17 protein-coding genes are annotated in these 17,380 nt (G+C 32.8%); 6 read left to right on the top strand and 11 right to left on the bottom strand.

The window, feature by feature from the left end:
• Nucleotides 1-68 precede the first annotated feature (68 nt).
• From OLM51_RS20225 to ahcY, 8 genes are all read right to left on the bottom strand, one after another.
• Nucleotides 69-911, bottom strand: a complete 843-nt coding sequence (locus OLM51_RS20225; protein WP_264552368.1) for a bifunctional helix-turn-helix domain-containing protein/methylated-DNA--[protein]-cysteine S-methyltransferase — start codon at nucleotides 909-911, stop codon at nucleotides 69-71.
• 121 nt (nucleotides 912-1,032) lie between these two features.
• Nucleotides 1,033-1,497, bottom strand: a complete 465-nt coding sequence (locus OLM51_RS20220) for a GNAT family N-acetyltransferase (protein ID WP_264552367.1) — start codon at nucleotides 1,495-1,497, stop codon at nucleotides 1,033-1,035.
• Between the two features lie 14 nt (nucleotides 1,498-1,511).
• Nucleotides 1,512-2,465, bottom strand: a complete 954-nt coding sequence (locus OLM51_RS20215) for a Fic family protein (RefSeq protein ID WP_264554308.1) — start codon at nucleotides 2,463-2,465, stop codon at nucleotides 1,512-1,514.
• Nucleotides 2,466-2,506: 41 nt separating this feature from the next.
• Complete coding sequence (locus OLM51_RS20210) at nucleotides 2,507-2,839, bottom strand: DMT family transporter (protein WP_264552366.1); 333 nt, start codon at nucleotides 2,837-2,839, stop codon at nucleotides 2,507-2,509.
• Nucleotides 2,840-2,886: 47 nt separating this feature from the next.
• The gene (locus tag OLM51_RS20205) at nucleotides 2,887-3,966 is read right to left on the bottom strand and encodes a WG repeat-containing protein (protein ID WP_264552365.1); all 1,080 of its coding nucleotides are present in this window, start codon (nucleotides 3,964-3,966) and stop codon (nucleotides 2,887-2,889) included.
• A 9-nt stretch (nucleotides 3,967-3,975) separates the two neighbouring features.
• Nucleotides 3,976-4,260 carry a hypothetical protein gene (locus tag OLM51_RS20200; protein WP_264552364.1) on the bottom strand — a complete coding sequence of 95 codons (285 nt, stop codon included), beginning with the start codon at nucleotides 4,258-4,260 and terminating at the stop codon, nucleotides 3,976-3,978.
• A gap of 180 nt (nucleotides 4,261-4,440) precedes the next feature.
• A complete protein-coding gene (locus OLM51_RS20195) occupies nucleotides 4,441-6,759 on the bottom strand; it encodes a patatin-like phospholipase family protein (RefSeq protein WP_264552363.1) in 2,319 nt (772 codons plus the stop codon).
• Nucleotides 6,760-6,990: 231 nt separating this feature from the next.
• Nucleotides 6,991-8,307, bottom strand: a complete 1,317-nt coding sequence (ahcY, locus tag OLM51_RS20190) for an adenosylhomocysteinase (RefSeq protein WP_264552362.1) — start codon at nucleotides 8,305-8,307, stop codon at nucleotides 6,991-6,993.
• 493 nt (nucleotides 8,308-8,800) lie between these two features.
• Between ahcY and OLM51_RS20185 the strand changes: the two genes are divergently transcribed.
• On the top strand, nucleotides 8,801-9,451 hold the full coding sequence (locus OLM51_RS20185; protein ID WP_264552361.1) for a 4'-phosphopantetheinyl transferase family protein: 651 nt from the start codon (nucleotides 8,801-8,803) through the stop codon (nucleotides 9,449-9,451).
• A gap of 91 nt (nucleotides 9,452-9,542) precedes the next feature.
• Here OLM51_RS20185 and OLM51_RS20180 read toward each other — a convergent pair whose 3' ends face one another.
• From OLM51_RS20180 to OLM51_RS20170, 3 genes are all read right to left on the bottom strand, one after another.
• A complete protein-coding gene (locus tag OLM51_RS20180) occupies nucleotides 9,543-9,941 on the bottom strand; it encodes a group III truncated hemoglobin (protein ID WP_264552360.1) in 399 nt (132 codons plus the stop codon).
• A complete protein-coding gene (locus OLM51_RS20175; protein ID WP_264552359.1) occupies nucleotides 9,938-10,225 on the bottom strand; it encodes a hypothetical protein in 288 nt (95 codons plus the stop codon). The genes OLM51_RS20180 and OLM51_RS20175 overlap by 4 nt, the downstream gene beginning before the upstream one ends.
• Before the next feature lie 81 nt (nucleotides 10,226-10,306).
• A complete protein-coding gene (locus OLM51_RS20170) occupies nucleotides 10,307-10,903 on the bottom strand; it encodes a Crp/Fnr family transcriptional regulator (protein ID WP_264554307.1) in 597 nt (198 codons plus the stop codon).
• A gap of 93 nt (nucleotides 10,904-10,996) precedes the next feature.
• Here OLM51_RS20170 and OLM51_RS20165 point away from each other — a divergent pair, with 93 nt between their 5' ends.
• From OLM51_RS20165 to OLM51_RS20145, 5 genes are all read left to right on the top strand, one after another.
• Nucleotides 10,997-11,725, top strand: a complete 729-nt coding sequence (locus OLM51_RS20165) for a geranylgeranylglyceryl/heptaprenylglyceryl phosphate synthase (protein WP_264552358.1) — start codon at nucleotides 10,997-10,999, stop codon at nucleotides 11,723-11,725.
• A gap of 23 nt (nucleotides 11,726-11,748) precedes the next feature.
• Complete coding sequence (pnuC, locus tag OLM51_RS20160) at nucleotides 11,749-12,372, top strand: nicotinamide riboside transporter PnuC (RefSeq protein ID WP_264552357.1); 624 nt, start codon at nucleotides 11,749-11,751, stop codon at nucleotides 12,370-12,372.
• On the top strand, nucleotides 12,333-14,447 hold the full coding sequence (locus tag OLM51_RS20155; RefSeq protein WP_264552356.1) for a DUF4301 family protein: 2,115 nt from the start codon (nucleotides 12,333-12,335) through the stop codon (nucleotides 14,445-14,447). Before pnuC ends, OLM51_RS20155 begins: the two co-directional genes overlap by 40 nt.
• Nucleotides 14,447-14,851, top strand: a complete 405-nt coding sequence (gene arfB / locus OLM51_RS20150) for an alternative ribosome rescue aminoacyl-tRNA hydrolase ArfB (RefSeq protein WP_264552355.1) — start codon at nucleotides 14,447-14,449, stop codon at nucleotides 14,849-14,851. The genes OLM51_RS20155 and arfB overlap by 1 nt, the downstream gene beginning before the upstream one ends.
• Before the next feature lie 304 nt (nucleotides 14,852-15,155).
• A complete protein-coding gene (locus OLM51_RS20145; protein ID WP_264552354.1) occupies nucleotides 15,156-17,345 on the top strand; it encodes a TonB-dependent receptor in 2,190 nt (729 codons plus the stop codon).
• Nucleotides 17,346-17,380 lie beyond the last annotated feature (35 nt).

The following is a 17,380-nucleotide window of genomic DNA, read 5'->3' as shown; positions in this document are numbered from 1 at the left end:
TATTCGAATTAATTCGAATAAATAATCGCAAAGATTTTAAAAAGAAAATTCGTGAATTCGGCAGAAAACTATAGATTTGTTTGCGCACCTTCCCAGCCAATAATAGCTGTTTTTCTCGTATTTCCCCACATGTAACCGCCGAAAATTCCTGAAGATTGAATCACGCGATGACAAGGAATTAAGAATGCAACAGGATTACTTCCAATAGCTGTTCCAACTGCTCGAGATGCGTTTGGTTTATCAATTTGGTTTGCAATTGTGCCATAGGTAGAAAGTTGTCCCATAGGGATTTTCAGTAGCGTTTCCCAAACTTTTAACTGAAAATCGGTTCCTTTTAAGTGTAGTTTTATTTCAGATAATTTACTCCAGTCATTTTGGAAAATGAAAAGTGCATTTTGTTGTGCTAAATCTAGCTTTTTAGAAAATTGAGCATTAGGGAATTTATCTTTCAACGCAATAAAACCAGTTGTTTCATCTTCGGCGAAAGCCATAAAACAAACGCCTTTCTGTGTTGAAGCTACAATAATATCTCCAAAAGGACTCTCGGCAAAGCTGTAATTTATTTCCAGATTTTTTCCACCATTTTTATATTCCGCAGGAGTCATTCCTTCTATATTTACAAATAAATCATGCAGACGACTTGTGCCTGAAAGCCCGGTTTCGTATGCAGTTTCAGAAATGGTTGCCTGATTTTCTTTGAGTAGTTTTTTAGCATGTTCAAGACTGGTATATTGCAAAAACTTCTTCGGACTCGTTCCTGCCCAATCGCTAAAAAGCCGCTGAAAGTGAAATGGACTCAAATGCACTTTCTCTGCAACCTCATCAAGATTGGGCTGATCTTTAAAATTGGCTTTGATATAATCTATAGCTTCAGCTATGCGATTATAATTGATGGTTTCCTGTGTGTTCATCTTCATTCTATTTTATAATACAAAGATCGATTGGTTTTTGCAGGTAGAAAATCTGAAACTTGCGGAAATAGATTTTTGTTTTTTTGTTTCAAGTTTCACATTCTAATATAACTTGAAACTATTATTTAAATTCTTTCTCCATCTTGTAATTGATAAGTGTTGCATTGAGACGAATATTTTTTTGTTCAGCTTTTGTAATAAAGCCTTTCTTTTCAAAGAATGGTTTTGCAGTGATGCTGATATCCGAAGTTATGATTTTTGAATGCTGATTCTTAGCTTCAAGTTCTAATTCGATCAAAAGTTTAGCTGCAATTCCTTGTCTCTGGAAATCTTTATGAATATAGAAAAAATCAATATAATTCCCGCCTTTCAAAGTGCCGAATCCGGCGATTTGGTTTTCAATAATAGCTAATAAAACAAATTGCGTTTCGATAACCTCAACCCAGCGATCTGTATTTTTTACACCATAAATCCAGGCTTCGATTTGTTCCGGATTATAATCGTTTTTACAAACGGATTGAATGGTTTCGATATACAGTTGTTGCATTTCTTTTAAATCTGAAATGGTAGCTTTTTTGAAAATCATTTTTTTTTTTTGAATTATGCAATACTGTATTTTGTAGTACTTTGATTTCCTGTAATATTTAATATTTTCAGTTCGACACCTTTTTTTAAATCTCTGCTGGCAGTCGCTGAAGAAATATCTTTAAATATGTTCATGTAATCTTTTCGGGTAAAAACTTTAATTCCTAAAGAACAAAAATATTCTAATCGATCAATGTCTCTTAGTGTTCTATTATTATAATTCAATAAACCATCTAAAGACTTATTAATTACATTGAGCATATATTCAATAAAATGAGTGGATTTTCCTGTGTTATCGCTTAGCGCAAGTGACTTGTAATAATTATCTTGCGTTTGGCTAATTAAACTTTCAAAAGGTAGAAATTCAAAAACAGGATATTCTTGCATTAAAATTACAGTTTGCCATAATCTTCCCATTCTTCCATTTCCATCAATAAAAGGATGAATAAATTCCATTTCATAATGAAAAACACAACTCTTAATTAAGGTTAATTCGTTTTTATCATTTAAATATTTAAACAAGTCATTCATTAAAAAAGGGACATTTTCGTGGGAAGGAGCAATGTGAGCAACTTTTGATCCTTTAACTATTCCAACACCTTGTTTTCTGTATTTACCGGGGTCAGCTATTAAATCTTTCATTAATAGTTCATGTGCTTCTAAAAAGCTCTTTGAAGAAGTAGAATCATATTGATCTAATTTTTCATAAACTTTAATAGCATTTAGGACTTCCAAAACATCCTTTTGCGGACCAATAATTCTCTTATTTTCTATTAAAGCAGTTATCTGTTCTTCGGTTAAAGTATTGCCTTCAATTTGTAAAGAGGAATGAATTGTTTTAATTCGATTTAGTTTTCTTAATTGAGGAGATTGTTTATCAAGATAGATAGCGTGTACTGCTCCAATCTTTTCAGATATAGCGCTTACCAACATTAATATTGTTGGAGTAATGTCATACGGAGGCTTCATGATAGTATCATTTGATACTATCAAAAGTAATGTTTTTTGATCTAATGTGCCGTAGTTTTAGAAAAAACATTAATTACAACAACGCCAAGTATAATTAATGCAAGTCCGATAATAGCTGGTAAATCCGGAATTTCTTTGAAGAAAACCGCTCCGATAATCGTTATTAAAACAATTCCAACTCCAGACCAGATAGCGTAAGCAAAACCAACCGGAATGGTTCTAATAGCAAAGCTTAAACAATAAAAAGCGCCACAATATCCTATAATGGTAATTATGCTTGGAAGTAATTTGGTGAATTCTTCGGATTTTTTTAATGCAGAAGTAGCAATGATTTCGAAAATTATGGCAACGAATAAAAATAAAAAATTCTTCATGGCTCGCGTTTTTTGCAAAGTTAAGCTTTGTACAGAATGAAGCTGAATTATTTGAGATTATCTTTTTTAAGAGAAATGCTGATTAATTTATATCCATTTTCAGTTCGTAAAAATTCAAAATGATCTTGTCCGAAATCAGTTTTGTTTTTTGGATTGATTACAACATCCATTGTTGGATACAACCATTCTTTAGATTCATTGCAGTTGTTGAAATACACGGCATATTCAGCAGATTCAAAAATAAACTGATTTAATCCATCAGTAGAAACAAAATAATCTGTTTTCGGAGAATTTAATTGCTGTAGTTTTAATTTTAGAAGATTGTAATTCTGATCAATAAATTTGCTTTTAGATTTACTTATCCAGCCGTTTGGTTCTTTCCAATAGGTGATTTTGTCAAAAGAATGTTTTTCTAAATTGGCTTTTGATAAATCTTTAAGGACGCTTTTTTTAAGCCATTCGTTAAACTCTTTTTCAAAATTTATAAACGAATAGTATTGTCCGTCAACACCAGGGAAACTTTCTCTTATAGGGTCTTTACTTGCAGTTGCTGATTTTTCCAGTGAGTAAAAATTAAGATTATCATTGTATGTAAAATCTTCAATTAAAACGTTGTTTTTAGTGTCGATTAGAAGTTCTGTTCCTCCAGTCCAGAAGAAATGTTCTCCGTCTTGTTTTTTTTCAGCATCTTTAAGAACCAGAATCATTCCGTTTCTGACTTTGGTCAAATTGCTGTATATCGCTGGGATTGCAATTTTGCCCTCAGGGTTAAACATTCCCATTTTATCAGTTTTATGATCAGTAAATCTTATAAAACCTTCATTTTCACAATCTGGTCCATTGTCAAAAATATATAAACTATCGCGACCAACAATTTTTCCGGTTTTGGTCAAATAATAGCTTTCCCATTTTTGATTTTTTTCTTCATTGACAGCAATAATATTTTCGAATTTATGGGCGATTGTCATTCCCATAAATTTGGGTTCAATTTTGATTACCCCATTTTTATCTTTAAATCCAATGTGAGTGGAATCTTTATCCGGAAATGAAGTCCAGATATCATTCTTTTGAGCAAATGCGGTTAAATTTAAAAAGAGAAAAACAGAAAAAACAATAATCTTTTTCATGAGACTTACTTAGCGTATATGAATTTCTGATTCCTTGTTTTTTGCTTCTTCAAAACAATCGGAACATAACATTTTAAAGTCGGCTCGGGCTTGAAAAACGTCGGTCCACTCTTCACCATTGTCAAGAAGCCATTGCTCACATTCTCCGCACCAGGCAATTTTAGGAAGATCTTCTTCGGCTTCTGAATAGAAAAAGCCTGTTTTTTCTTCTGAATTTAGTGCCATCGCAATGTGAATACAGCCAAAAGACATTTCTTTTGAACCGTGTACTTCACATAAAACTTTTTCGATCATAATTTTTTCCTCCTTTATTTTTTGATGAATTCTGGAGTTTCAAATTTAAACTTAAAATTTCAGGGGGCATAAATAATATCGGACTATTTTGGGTTCTTGATCTGCGTGTATTGGTGCGTCCTAATTTATTTTAGATTTCTGATATCAGATTTTAGATTTAAAATATGGGGATTAATTCTCTTAGGGGTTTAGTGATAATCCAACGCTAAAAAATAATCTTACTTTGTCTATATTGTTTATCCAGGAGGTGTCAAAATGGATTGGACCTAGAATGGACTGATAGGAAATTGCAGCTCCGCCTGATATTACAAGACTAGGTTCGAGATTTTCGTCCCAATTTCCTTTTGGATTGAATGCGTGATCAAGGTAATCGTCAAAAGTATCAAAACCAACGGTGGCAATATTAAAATGAGGTGTCAGATAAATTTTTCCGATAATATTTATTTGAGAACCCAGTTTAAGTCCCATATATTGAGTAACATTAAGTTCGTCTTCATGTAAACCTGCAAACGAAAAACGATTACTGCCGGAGCTCGGAATAATTCCTCCTAAGAAATATTTTGCGGCATAACCAAATCCTGAAAACGGAATTTGATCCTCTTTAAGTTTATCCTGAAAAATAAAATAAGAATCGAACCCTATGATTCCTGTGATTTTCTTTTTTAAGAGCAATCTTTTCTCAATACCAAAACCAAATTTTGTGTAACCATTTGTTTTGCCAGAAATTGGCATTAAATTGGGGTCAGAAAATGAGGTGTCGAGATCGGTAAGAAATGATCGCGACACATTTGCTTTTATGATTGTGCCGTTTGTTGCAAAAAAAACTTTATCCATATCATTATAAGAATAATGCATGTTCATTTCGATATTGTTAAAGCTGTAATTGGTAATATTGATGGAGTTGGGATTGTATTCCCGGTCGTATTTTGGTTTTAAATTGGTGTAATGATAACTCAGTCCAAAACCAAAATAGCTTTTAAGAGAATTTAAATTCCTGTTTATCTCATTGTTGAATTCAAAAGCATTATACAAGATGTTATCAGAGGCCTTACCATTGATGTAAATTTCTTGTCTTAAGAAAGCACCATATGCTTCAGAAGCCCACCACCATTCTCTGTGTCCTCCAAAATTTTTCTGATAATTGATTCTCGCTTTTGGCTGTTCTGCAATATCAGCAGTTATCAAAAGGCGTGATGCATCTGCAAGAACGTTTCTGGCGGTATAATTAAAAATGATTCCAACACCTCTGTAAGTGTCATAATGTACAGATGTGTTTAGCTGATTTTTAGCACGCTCAAATCCAAATAATGTAATTCCTAGTTTGTCTTCGTCTTTGATAAAATAGTTGTACGTAATTTCATCAAAAAGATTAGTCCCCATTGCTCTGTTAATACCTGCAATTAAATCTTTGGTGGTATATTTTACATGAGTTTTAAGATTGGCTCTTCCAACGACTAACGGAAGATTTTCGGGACTTATTTTTTTGTAAATTATAGTATCAAGCACAAATTCTTTGGGCATATCGGGTAATCCGTGAGTTCGTTGCGGAAATCCCCTGAGCTTTTCTGATAAAGCAATTAAAGCAGGAAGATTTTGATTTGTTGCTATTTTACCGTCTTTGTAGATTTCGTTACTATCAGCAAAATCGGCGGTAGAGAAACGCAGGTTGGGCAAGTGATCGACTAATATTGTACAAAGATCACGGTTTGCCGGATTTTTAATATTACTAGGGAACATACTGGTCTGCATTAAAACCGTCATAATATTGTTCAGCTTATCAATTGGTTCCATTCCTCCTCCGACATCACTACCAATAATAATATCAGCGCCCATTTGTTTGGCAATATCTGTAGGGAAATTATTCAATACACCACCGTCTACTAATACACTTTTCCCATAAGGCATTGGTTTGAAGATAGCGGGCAGCGACATACTGGCTCTCATTGCATAAGCCAGATTGCCTTTGCTTAAAATAACTTCTTTGCCTTCAACCAAGTCGGTAGCCATGGCTCTAAAAGGGATTGGGAGACTGTCAAAATCTTTGACATTATATACAGGATAAGTTAATTCAGAAAGGTATTCTCTTAGATTTTGATCGTTTAAAAGGGAACCAACACTATTGAGTTTCCCGTCTTTAACACCTATTCCGACTAAATATCTTTGAAATTCTCTTTTTTCTTCTGCGCTTACAGATCGCAACGATTGGCCTCCGCCAAGGAGTTTATCCCAATAAATGTTTTTGGTAATTTTTTCGATACTATCACCAGAGTATCCCATGGCGTATAAACCGCCAATGATGCTTCCCATACTGTTTCCAACAATAAGATCGGGAACGATGTGTAGAGAATCCAGTTTTTGTAAAAGTGGAATATGCGCAATCCCTTTAGCTCCACCGCCGCTCAGGACTAAAACGACTTTGGGTTTCTTTTCCTGAGAAAGAATAATGTGTGGGAGACACAATAAAAATAAGAAAACGAGTAAATAAGATGTTTTTTTCAATTTTACACTGTTTAAGTATTTGAGAAATAGATTCTTATTATGATTATTAAAAGTAAGTAGATATTTATAAACGTGCAATTTTTTCAGAGAAATGTTTTTTTGGCCCCGGAAAAAGAATTTCAATTTATAAAAAAATCTATTAAAAAGAGAAAACCCGACAGGTTTTTAAAACCTGTCGGGTTTGAATATGAATTAAAAATCTAAGATCTACAATCGTAAATCTAAAATAGATTAGTATCTGTAGTACTCTGGTTTAAATGGACCTTGAACCTCAACACCAATATAAGCAGCCTGATCTTCTCTTAAAACTTCAAGTTCAACTCCTAATTTAGCTAAGTGTAAAGCAGCAACTTTTTCATCTAAATGTTTTGGTAACATATAAACATCATTTTTATAAGCTGCACTGTTATTCCATAATTCGATTTGTGCCAAAGTTTGGTTCGTAAATGAGTTACTCATTACAAAACTTGGGTGACCTGTAGCACAACCAAGGTTTACTAAACGACCTTCTGCCAAGATAATGATATCTTTTCCAGCAATGTTGTATTTGTCAACTTGTGGTTTGATTTCGATTTTAGATGCACCATGGTTTTTGTTTAACCAAGCCATATCAATTTCGTTATCGAAGTGACCAATGTTACAAACAACAGTTTTGTCTTTCATTTGCTCGAAGTGCTCTCCAAGAACGATATCTTTGTTTCCAGTAGTTGTAATGATGATATCAGCATTAGCAATTACAGTGTTTAATTTTTTAACTTCGTAACCGTCCATTGCAGCTTGTAAAGCACAAATTGGGTCAATTTCAGTAACAGTTACAATAGATCCAGCACCTCTGAAAGAAGCTGCAGTTCCTTTTCCAACATCACCATATCCACAAACGATTACTCTTTTTCCAGCTAACATTAAGTCAGTTGCACGACGTACAGCATCTACAGCAGATTCTTTACATCCGTATTTGTTATCAAATTTAGATTTAGTAACAGAGTCGTTAATGTTGATTGCTGGCATTGGTAAAGTTCCGGCTTTTACTCTTTCGTAAAGTCTGTGAACTCCAGTTGTAGTTTCTTCAGATAATCCTTTAATTCCAGGAACTAATTCTGGGTAACGATCAATAACCATGTTAGTTAAATCTCCACCATCATCAAGAATCATGTTCAATGGTTTTCTATCTTCACCAAAGAATAAAGTTTGCTCAATACACCAGTCAAATGATTCTTCGTCAAGACCTTTCCAAGCATAAACCTGAATTCCTGCAGCAGCAATAGCAGCAGCAGCCTGATCCTGAGTAGAGAAAATGTTACAAGAAGACCAAGTAACCTCTGCACCAAGAGCAATTAAAGTTTCGATCAAAACTGCAGTTTGAATCGTCATGTGTAAACATCCAGCGATACGAGCACCTTTAAGAGGTTGTTCGTCTTTATATTCAGCACGAAGCGCCATTAAACCTGGCATCTCAGCTTCAGCTAGTTCAATTTCTTTTCTTCCCCAAGCCGCAAGAGAAATGTCTTTTACTTTGAAAGCCACAAAAGGCGTAGTTGTAGTACTCATTTATAGTATATTTGTATAATTGTAAAATTTTTGCAAATTTACGTAATAGGTTTTTATTTTTACTATTTTCTCTAAGATTTGTGAAATCTTTAATTTCTTAATCTCTAGAATGTTAGTTTAAGAATCGTTTTAAACCATATAAGTGATATAAGTTCATTTAAAAAAGAATTCTTATATTATGTTTTTTGAAACCATATAAGTGATATAAGCTCATTTAAAAAGATTCTGAAACTATTACCTTTGTCGTGAATTGCTTAATATTTAGTAATGCTTTTTAAAGCCAACAGTTATGTTTTCTTAAATCACTTATATATTTAAAATTTACCAACCGTAAGTGATATAAGTTCATTAAAAAAAGATTCTGAAACTATTACCTTTGTCGCGAATTACTTATATTTACTAATACATTTTCTAAACCCATAGTTATATTTTCTTAAATAACTTATATGGTTTAAAAACTCATAATTCACAACTCATAATTTATAATTTAAAAATGCCTTTATTTCAGACCATACAGTTTAACGAAACCACAAAAATTTTAATTTGGGAAATAACCGAATCTTTTGAGGAGCTATCGAGTAAGGTTATTTTGAAGGAAAAGACGCAATTGAGACTTGACGGAATGAAATCTCAAATGCATCAGCGTGCTTTTTTGAGCGTTCGTATGTTGATTCAGGAATTAGGTTTTGAAGATAAAGATTTGCATTATGATGAATTTGGTAAACCTTATTTTGATTGTCATAATTACATTTCAATTACACATTCATATCATTTTGCGGCTATAATAGTTAGCCATGAAACCGTTGGAATCGATATGGAATTGCAACGTGAAAAAATTCAGAGAATTGCCGATAAATTTACCGATTATGAAATGGGTTATTTAGAACCGAATTCTACAAAAGAATACATTAAAAAACTTACTGTAATCTGGGGAGCTAAAGAAGCTATTTTTAAAATCAGAAATGAGAAAGGCATCAGTTTTAAGGATCATATAAATGTTAATGATTTCTCTTTAGACGGAAGTAAAACTCAGGCCAGTCTTCATTTTGATAATTTGGTAAAAGATTTTGATGTAAATTATCAGGAAGTAAAGTCGGATAATTTTGAAGGGAATTTTACTTTGGTTTATGCTTTTGAGAAATAAAATGGCAAATTAAAGTAACAGCTTTTATTTTGACTTCTAGATATATTGGTGTTATAAAAGCCATTGTTGTTTGAAAAAGTTGATAGGGGTTTTAATCGTTATTTTCTTTTTTCCGATTTTCAAACATATTCATGTATAAAAAAGTGCTCATTTTTCGGGCACGTCTTTTTAGTATTTCGACATTTTCGCCTTCAAAATGTTCGTCTAAAGTCTGAAACCAATGATTTAGCCAGATTCCAAATTCATTTGAAGTAATTTTGCCATTAAAATGAGCGTCAACTTCATTATGAACTGCAATAGGGTTACCGTTATATTTCTTTATACCAAACAAATTCATTTCCCAAAAATCAGTTAGTTTTTCAAGATGTGAATTCCAGTCAGTTATTATTTCGTTAAAATAAAAGCCGATTTCTTCATCGGCTCTTATTTTATCATAGAATTGATTTACTAAAAAACCAATGTCTTCTCTATTTTCTATTTGTTTTTTCACAGTATAAAGCTATTCAAAAATATAAAAAGCAAACTTAAAAATGTGCTTAAAATAATAAGGTTAAAAACCACTTTGTGTTTCATTTGTGCTAATATTGATGTATTTGCAAAGACACAAGCCAGTACAATTATAGCAAGTTGTATCATTTGTCCAATAGAGGTTCCGTTTGCCAGGACATACATTGCTGCTGCGCCGCCTAAACAGCTTTGGCCAATTACAGCCATTGCAGCTGAACCCATGTAACTTTTATTGAAATTTTCGAATGTTGTTTGATATAGTGTCATGATATTCTGTTTTTATAGTAACAAAGGTACATGCACTTTACAGCTGCGTTTTATGATTAAAATCATAAAACGAAATCTATTTTATCGGTATACTTTTCGGTTAATTATTTTCAGTTCTCCCTTTTTCTCAAGAGCCTTAATGGTTCTGATAACGGTTTCAACCCTAAGACCTGTTAAATCTCCTATTTGTTGTCTTGTGAAATTGATAAGATATCCGTTTGAATCTTTTTTGAAATCAAAATAAGCAATTCCGTGATCAATTAGTTTTAAAACTCGGTGTTCCGGTTCATGTGTAGAAATTTCTGCTGCCATAACAGATTTATAATACAGACGTTGTGCCAGGTTTTCGATTATTTTGATGCTAATTGATGGATTTTCTTCCAGTAGTTTCATGAAAGTAAGCTTGGGCAGAAAAAGTATCTGGCTGTTTTCTACTGCAATCGCATTTGCTGGATATTTCTGATTTAAGAATAATGGAGGTTCACCAAAGGATTGATTTTTATAAAATATTCCCTGAATAAATTCTCGGCCATCATCATTGTAATTACTCATTTTAATTTCTCCTGAAATAATTTGGTGATAATGAATTGGCAGACTCCCTTCTTCAAAAATAATTTCGTTTTTAGCGAAAGACTTTTGTACAGCACCATACTTTTTTAATAATTCAGAAGTGATCATATTTTTACTTTGATTGTAAGCAGAGAGGATACAAATATAATTCATTCCAAATAGTTCATCAGCGTTAAAAATCTTTTTACTTTTACGCCCACTATGCAGCAAAAACAAATTAATATACATCAGCAGATTTTGGAAGCAAAAAGTAAAGGTCAAAAATTATTGGCCATACTTTTAGATCCTGACAAAATTGCGATGGAGAAGTTAGGTGATTTATTAGTTAAAATAAATCAGTCTCCTGCAACTCACATTTTTGTTGGAGGAAGTATTGTTCAGACTACTATTTTAGAAGATTTAATTGCAGAACTAAAACAAAGTACAAATTTACCAGTTGTTTTATTTCCGGGAGATCCGTCTCAAATTTCACCTCAGGCAGATGCTATTTTGTTTTTGTCTTTGTTGTCTGGACGAAATCCGGATTATTTAATAGAGTACCAGGTTCAGGCTGCTCCGATTTTAAAAAAAACAAAGGTAGAGGTTATTTCTACAGGTTATATCTTGATTGAAAGTGGTAATGAAACTGCAGTGGCACGTGTCAGTAAAACAAAACCATTAAATCGTGAAAATTTTGATTTGGCATTGGCAACTGCTCAGGCCGGAGAGATGTTGGGGAATAAATTAATATATCTAGAGGCGGGTAGTGGAGCAAAAAATGCGGTTCCGTTGAAAATGATAGAGTTAATTGCGCAAAATATCGAAATTCCTATAATTGTTGGAGGAGGAATTGTAGATTTGCACGCAATTCAAAAAGCATACAATGCAGGAGCAGATTTAGTAGTTATTGGAACTGCTTTTGAAAATGACAGTCATTTTTTTGAATCGTAAATAACCCAAAAACAATGTGAATCATGATTGATTTTTTTCTAGACAGTTATAGGAATGCTCCTTTGTGGCACATTGCTTTAGAGTTTTTAGTCTTTGTTTGCGGAATTTTAAGTGTTTGGTTTGCCAAAAAAGAAAACATTTGGGTTTATCCGACGGGATTAATTGCAACTGTAATTTCTGTTTATCTATTATATGTTGCCGGTTACATTGGTGATATGATTATAAATGGATATTTCTCGATTATGAGTATTTACGGTTGGTATGTTTGGGCAAAAGGAGGAACTGTAGAAGATAATTTGCCAATTACTCGTACAAGTTTTAATGAAAAATTAATTGGAATCGTACTGTTTTTTGTAACTGTTTTTGTAGTTTTCGGGATTTATAAATATTTTGACTACGAAATCAAAAAAGACAATTATGTCGATATGATTTCGTCTGGAATATTTTTTGCGGGAATGTGGTATATGGCCAGGAAAAAAATCGAAAACTGGACACTTTGGATTATTGGCGACATTATTGTTGTACCTCTTTACGCTTATCGTGGCTTAGGGATGCTGTCACTTCAATATTTAATTTTTACAATTTTAGCTATTTCAGCTTATTTAGAATGGAGAAAAATCTTAAACAGCAAAACACAACAATCATAAAAATTGCTTTGTTTGGACCTGAAAGTACAGGTAAAACAACTTTGGCAACACAACTTGCAGATTACTACGAAACCGAGTGGGTTCCTGAGTTTGCACGCGATTATTTGCAAGAAAAATGGGAGGAGAACCAGCATATTTGTGTAGCTGATGATATGATGCCTATTGCATACGGACAAGTTGCTTTAGAAAATAAAAAGCTTGCTGCAGCAAAAAAATACTTGTTTTGTGATACCAATTTAATGGTAACTAAAGTTTTTTCTGAAATGTATTATGGTTTTTGTGATCCACATTTAAATGAGGCTGCATTGAAACATGAATACGATTTGTTTTTTCTTACTGATATTGATGTTCCCTGGGAAAAAGATGATCTTAGAGATACTCCCGAAGGAAGAGAGACAGTGTTTTCTGTTTTTAAACAAACTTTGATAGATACTAACAAACCTTTTATAACCTTGTCAGGTAATAAAGAAAGTCGTTTGGCAAAAGCAACTGCTATTATAAATAATTTGGCAATTGCTAAACAGCATGGTTTTTCGTCTGCAGATTTTATTCAGATATATGAGCGGGAAATTCCTTTTGAAAGTATTTTAAAACAACTTGAAGCTTTTAAAAATGGAATTACAAAGAGTAATTTAATAAATCCTGCGACAATTGGTAATGGAATTTTAAGTTTATCTGAAATTGATTTTGAAGAAAAAGCAGTTTTTTTTGATCGTCAGAAAGAAAAATTAAAAATTAAGAAATTTGTTCCGGCTTCTGGTGCTGCAACCAGAATGTTTAAATTTTTAATTGCATTTCTGAACGATTTTGATATTCAAAAAGAGACGATTAATGCTTACATCAATCGGAAAAAAGATAAAGAGCTAGCCATTTTTATTGTTGGAATGGAGAAATTTCCATTTTTTAAAACAATTGACGAGAAATTAAGAGAAGTTTATCCTGATTTTGAAACCTTAGAAAGAGACTATAAAAATTATTATTTTATAAAATTACTATTGTCTCCTGATTATTTTGACTTTGCAAACAAACCTAAGGCCGTTTTGCCATTTCATTTTTATGAAGCCCATATTGCAAATCCAATCGAAGAACATCTGAATGAATGTGTACATTATGCCACTTCAAAAAAAGTTTCTAATTTGCATTTTACAGTTTCAGAAAACCATCAGGATTTGTTTTATCATAGTGTTGATGAGGTAAGGGAAAAAATTGAAGGGCCATCAGATATAAAAATCAACATTGGTTATTCTTATCAAAGTAAAACTACTGATTCTATTACTATAGATTCAAAAGATAAATTAGTAAAAGACAAAAATGACAATTTGATTTTCAGACCAGGAGGACATGGTGCTCTTATAGAAAACCTGAATAATCTTGATGCAGATGTGATTTTTATTAAAAACATAGATAATGTAATTCAAAATCATATTGATCAAATCACATTGTATAAAAAGGCTTTAGCGGGTGTTTTGATAGAAGTACAGCAAAAAGTTTTTTCATATTTGATAGCGATTGACAAAAATGAGGTCAATGAAGCTATCTTAGAAGAAATTGTTGTTTTTTTACATGAGCAGATAAATGTTGAGGTAAGTGGTGATTTTGATAAGTTTACTTTTGAAAATAAAATAAGCAAGATTAAAGAACTTCTGGATAGACCGATTCGTGTTTGCGGAATGGTTAAAAATGAAGGAGAACCTGGCGGTGGACCGTTTTGGGTTTTGAATGATGAAGGAGTAAAATCATTACAAATTGTAGAAACTTCACAAGTTGATTTGACCGACAAAAAGCAACGTAAAATTTTAGCAGAAGCAACGCATTTTAATCCCGTAGATTTGGTTTGCGGAATTAAAAATTATAAAAACGAAAAGTTCAATTTACTTCAGTATGTTGATCAGAAAGCGGGATTTATTGTTGAGAAAAGTATTGATGGAAAATCGGTAAAAAATTATGAATTGCCGGGGTTGTGGAATGGTTCTATGGCAAACTGGTTAACTGTTTTTGTTGCCGTGCCTTTGATTACTTTTAATCCTGTAAAAACAGTAAATGATTTACTAAAAGCGGCACATCAGCCACAATAATGGATAGCGATAAAATCATATCAGAATTAGCTTTTAAAGCCGTTCGCAGTAGTGGTGCTGGCGGACAAAATGTGAATAAAGTTTCCTCAAAAGTCGTTTTGTCTTTTGATTTAAATGCTTCGGAAGCTTTATCTGCTGAGGAAAAACTACTTTTGCAAACTAATATTGCAGCTCGTTTAACTTCTGAAAATGTTTTAATCTTAAATTGTGACGAAGATCGTAGTCAGCTTAAAAACAAAGAGATTGTTGTAAAACGTTTTTTAGAAATTATAAAGAAAGGATTGTTTGTGCCTAAAGTTAGAAAAGCGACAAAGATTCCAAAATCGGTAATTAAAAAGCGTATCAAGGATAAAAAGAATGTTTCGGATCTAAAACAATCCAGAAGAAAACCTAACTTGGAATAAAAGACCAATTTTGTAAATTCCAAGAAGACTAATTTAAAAAGTGAGTTTTTGGAATTTTGAATTTGGAATTTCAAATTTGATTTTTGCAATTGCCATTGATTTTTGTAATTTTTAACATTACATTTGCACTGTCTCAAAGGGGTGCTCCAAATAACGAGCTGAGATCATACCCAAAGAACCTGAGCGAGTAATGTTGCTAAGGGAAAAAACGATACTATCGAGCGTGCACACTTTATTTTGTCGTGAAACATTTTATTAATTTAACAAAAGAATAATTCCCCCTTTTATTCGTAATTCTTTACGAATGAAAACTTTTTTTTTAGGTGCTAAGGCACAGAGGTACAAAGGTTCTAAGGTTCAAAATGCAGCCGGAACTAAATTTATTTTCTTTCTCCTATTTTCTTTCTCCTATTCTATTTCCTCTAATGCACAAGAACAGGATTCAACCAAAGTCAATAAACTTGATGATGTATTGGTTTCTGCAGTTCGTGTGACTACAAAAACGCCTGTTACTTTTAGTAATATGGATAAAAAAGAAATTAAATATAGAAATTTAGGACAAGATATTCCAACTTTAATGAATTATCTTCCTTCTGTAGTTACAACATCTGATGCCGGAACCGGAATTGGTTATAGCGGAATCCGTGTTCGTGGAAGTGATGCTACAAGAGTAAACGTGACTATAAACGGTATTCCATATAATGATGCTGAAAGTCAGGGAACTTTCTGGGTAAACATGCCCGATTTTGCTTCTTCTGTAGAAAGCTTGCAATTACAGCGCGGAGTAGGAACTTCTACCAATGGTTCAGGGGCTTTTGGAGCAAGTTTGAATATGCTGACAGATAGTTATGCATCTAAAGCAACAGGAGAAATTTCAAGTTCTTACGGAAGTTTCAACTCAAATAAAAATACTGTAAAATTCAGTACAGGTTTATTAAATGATCATTTTGAACTTGCAGGACGTTTGTCAAGAATCAAATCTGATGGTTATGTAGACAGAGCGAGTTCTAACTTAAAATCGTATTTTCTTCAGGGAACTTATGTGGGCAAAACAACATTAATTAAAGCATTGGTTTTTGGCGGAACCGAAAAAACGTACCAGTCCTGGAACGGAATTGATGCCGAAACGTTAAATACAAATCGTACTTACAATTCAGCAGGAAAATATATAGATGAGGCTGGAAATGTTCAGTTTTATAACAATGAAACGGATAATTACCAGCAAGATCATTATCAGTTGCATTGGAGTGAATCTTTTTCTGATAAATGGAGCAGTAATCTGGCTTTTCATTACATAAAAGGAAAAGGATATTATGAGAACTATAAATACGATGAACCTGTCGCTGGATACGGACCAATTGAGCCAACAAAAATGGTCGAAGACAGCAATGGAGACTTAGTTCCGGGAACCGATTTAATTCGTCAAAAATGGCTGGATAATGATTTTTACGGAACAACTTTTTCGGTAAAATATAAAGATGAAAAACTGGATGTTATTTTTGGCGGAGGCTGGAATAAATATGAAGGAGATCATTTTGGAAAAGTAATTTGGGCAAGATTTTCTGCAGCATCAGAGTTGGGAGATCATTACTATGATGATTTCTCGACAAAAACAGATGGAAATATTTTTGCAAAAGCCAATTATCAGTTTACAGAAAAACTGAGTTTTTATGGCGATTTGCAATATAGAAATGTTAAGTATAAAGCTAACAGTGCAGAAACAGGTTTGGTAGATGACAACTTTAATTTCTTTAACCCAAAGGCAGGTTTAAATTACGAGATCAATCAAAAAAATACGTTGTATTTTTCTTATGCGCGCGCTAACCGTGAGCCAAACAGAACAGATTATGAAGGTGGAAATGTAAAGCCGGAAAAATTGAATGATTTTGAATTAGGCTGGAGATTTAACTCAGAAAAATTCCAGTTAAATTCTAATATCTATTATATGGCATACAAAGATCAGTTGATCTTAACTGGAAGATTAGACGATGTTGGTTCACCAATTCGTGCAAATACTGATAAAAGTTATCGTTTAGGTTTTGAATTTGATGCCACAATGAAGCTTTCGGAACAATTTATTGTTCGACCTAATTTTACGTTAAGCAGTAACAAAAATGTTGATTTAGCTGTAGAAGGAGAATATTACGGAACTACAAAAATTGCCTATTCTCCAGAAGTCATTGCAGGAAATATAATAGTGTACAGCCCACTTGAGAGTTTGCATATTTCGTTATTGCAAAAGTATGTTGGCGAGCAATACATGAATAATATTGAATTGCCATCGGCAAAATTGGCTGATTATTTTGTAAACGATTTGAATGTATCTTATGAAATAAAACCAAAATCTGTTTTCAAATCAATTATGATTACAGGTATGGTAAATAATATTTTGGATAAAAAGTATGTTTCAAACGGATATATGTGGGATGTTTATCCGTACTATTACCCTCAGGCAGGAATTAACTTTCTGGCCGGTCTGACGTTGAAGTTTTAGAGAATTCAAAAAAGCTAAAAATAGCCTGAAAGTTT

Source organism: Flavobacterium sp. N2038 (assembly GCF_025947185.1).
Lineage (GTDB): Bacteria > Bacteroidota > Bacteroidia > Flavobacteriales > Flavobacteriaceae > Flavobacterium.
The sequence above is the reverse complement of the archived record's forward strand: the minus strand, read 5'-3'. Positions and strand labels throughout refer to the sequence as shown.

Excerpts from the sequence above, each read along its gene's own strand:
- ahcY (WP_264552362.1), bottom strand. The coding sequence starts at position 8,307 with ATGAGTACTACAACTACGCCTTTTGTGGCTTTCAAAGTAAAAGACATT.
- OLM51_RS20225 (WP_264552368.1), bottom strand. The coding sequence starts at position 911 with ATGAACACACAGGAAACCATCAATTATAATCGCATAGCTGAAGCTATA.
- OLM51_RS20210 (WP_264552366.1), bottom strand. The coding sequence starts at position 2,839 with ATGAAGAATTTTTTATTTTTATTCGTTGCCATAATTTTCGAAATCATT.
- OLM51_RS20145 (WP_264552354.1), top strand. The coding sequence starts at position 15,156 with ATGAAAACTTTTTTTTTAGGTGCTAAGGCACAGAGGTACAAAGGTTCT.
- OLM51_RS20200 (WP_264552364.1), bottom strand. The coding sequence starts at position 4,260 with ATGATCGAAAAAGTTTTATGTGAAGTACACGGTTCAAAAGAAATGTCT.
- OLM51_RS20205 (WP_264552365.1), bottom strand. The coding sequence starts at position 3,966 with ATGAAAAAGATTATTGTTTTTTCTGTTTTTCTCTTTTTAAATTTAACC.
- OLM51_RS20220 (WP_264552367.1), bottom strand. The coding sequence starts at position 1,497 with ATGATTTTCAAAAAAGCTACCATTTCAGATTTAAAAGAAATGCAACAA.
- OLM51_RS20175 (WP_264552359.1), bottom strand. The coding sequence starts at position 10,225 with ATGACACTATATCAAACAACATTCGAAAATTTCAATAAAAGTTACATG.
- OLM51_RS20215 (WP_264554308.1), bottom strand. The coding sequence starts at position 2,465 with ATGAAGCCTCCGTATGACATTACTCCAACAATATTAATGTTGGTAAGC.
- OLM51_RS20155 (WP_264552356.1), top strand. The coding sequence starts at position 12,333 with ATGGAGAAAAATCTTAAACAGCAAAACACAACAATCATAAAAATTGCT.
- OLM51_RS20165 (WP_264552358.1), top strand. The coding sequence starts at position 10,997 with ATGCAGCAAAAACAAATTAATATACATCAGCAGATTTTGGAAGCAAAA.
- pnuC (WP_264552357.1), top strand. The coding sequence starts at position 11,749 with ATGATTGATTTTTTTCTAGACAGTTATAGGAATGCTCCTTTGTGGCAC.
- arfB (WP_264552355.1), top strand. The coding sequence starts at position 14,447 with ATGGATAGCGATAAAATCATATCAGAATTAGCTTTTAAAGCCGTTCGC.
- OLM51_RS20185 (WP_264552361.1), top strand. The coding sequence starts at position 8,801 with ATGCCTTTATTTCAGACCATACAGTTTAACGAAACCACAAAAATTTTA.
- OLM51_RS20170 (WP_264554307.1), bottom strand. The coding sequence starts at position 10,903 with ATGATCACTTCTGAATTATTAAAAAAGTATGGTGCTGTACAAAAGTCT.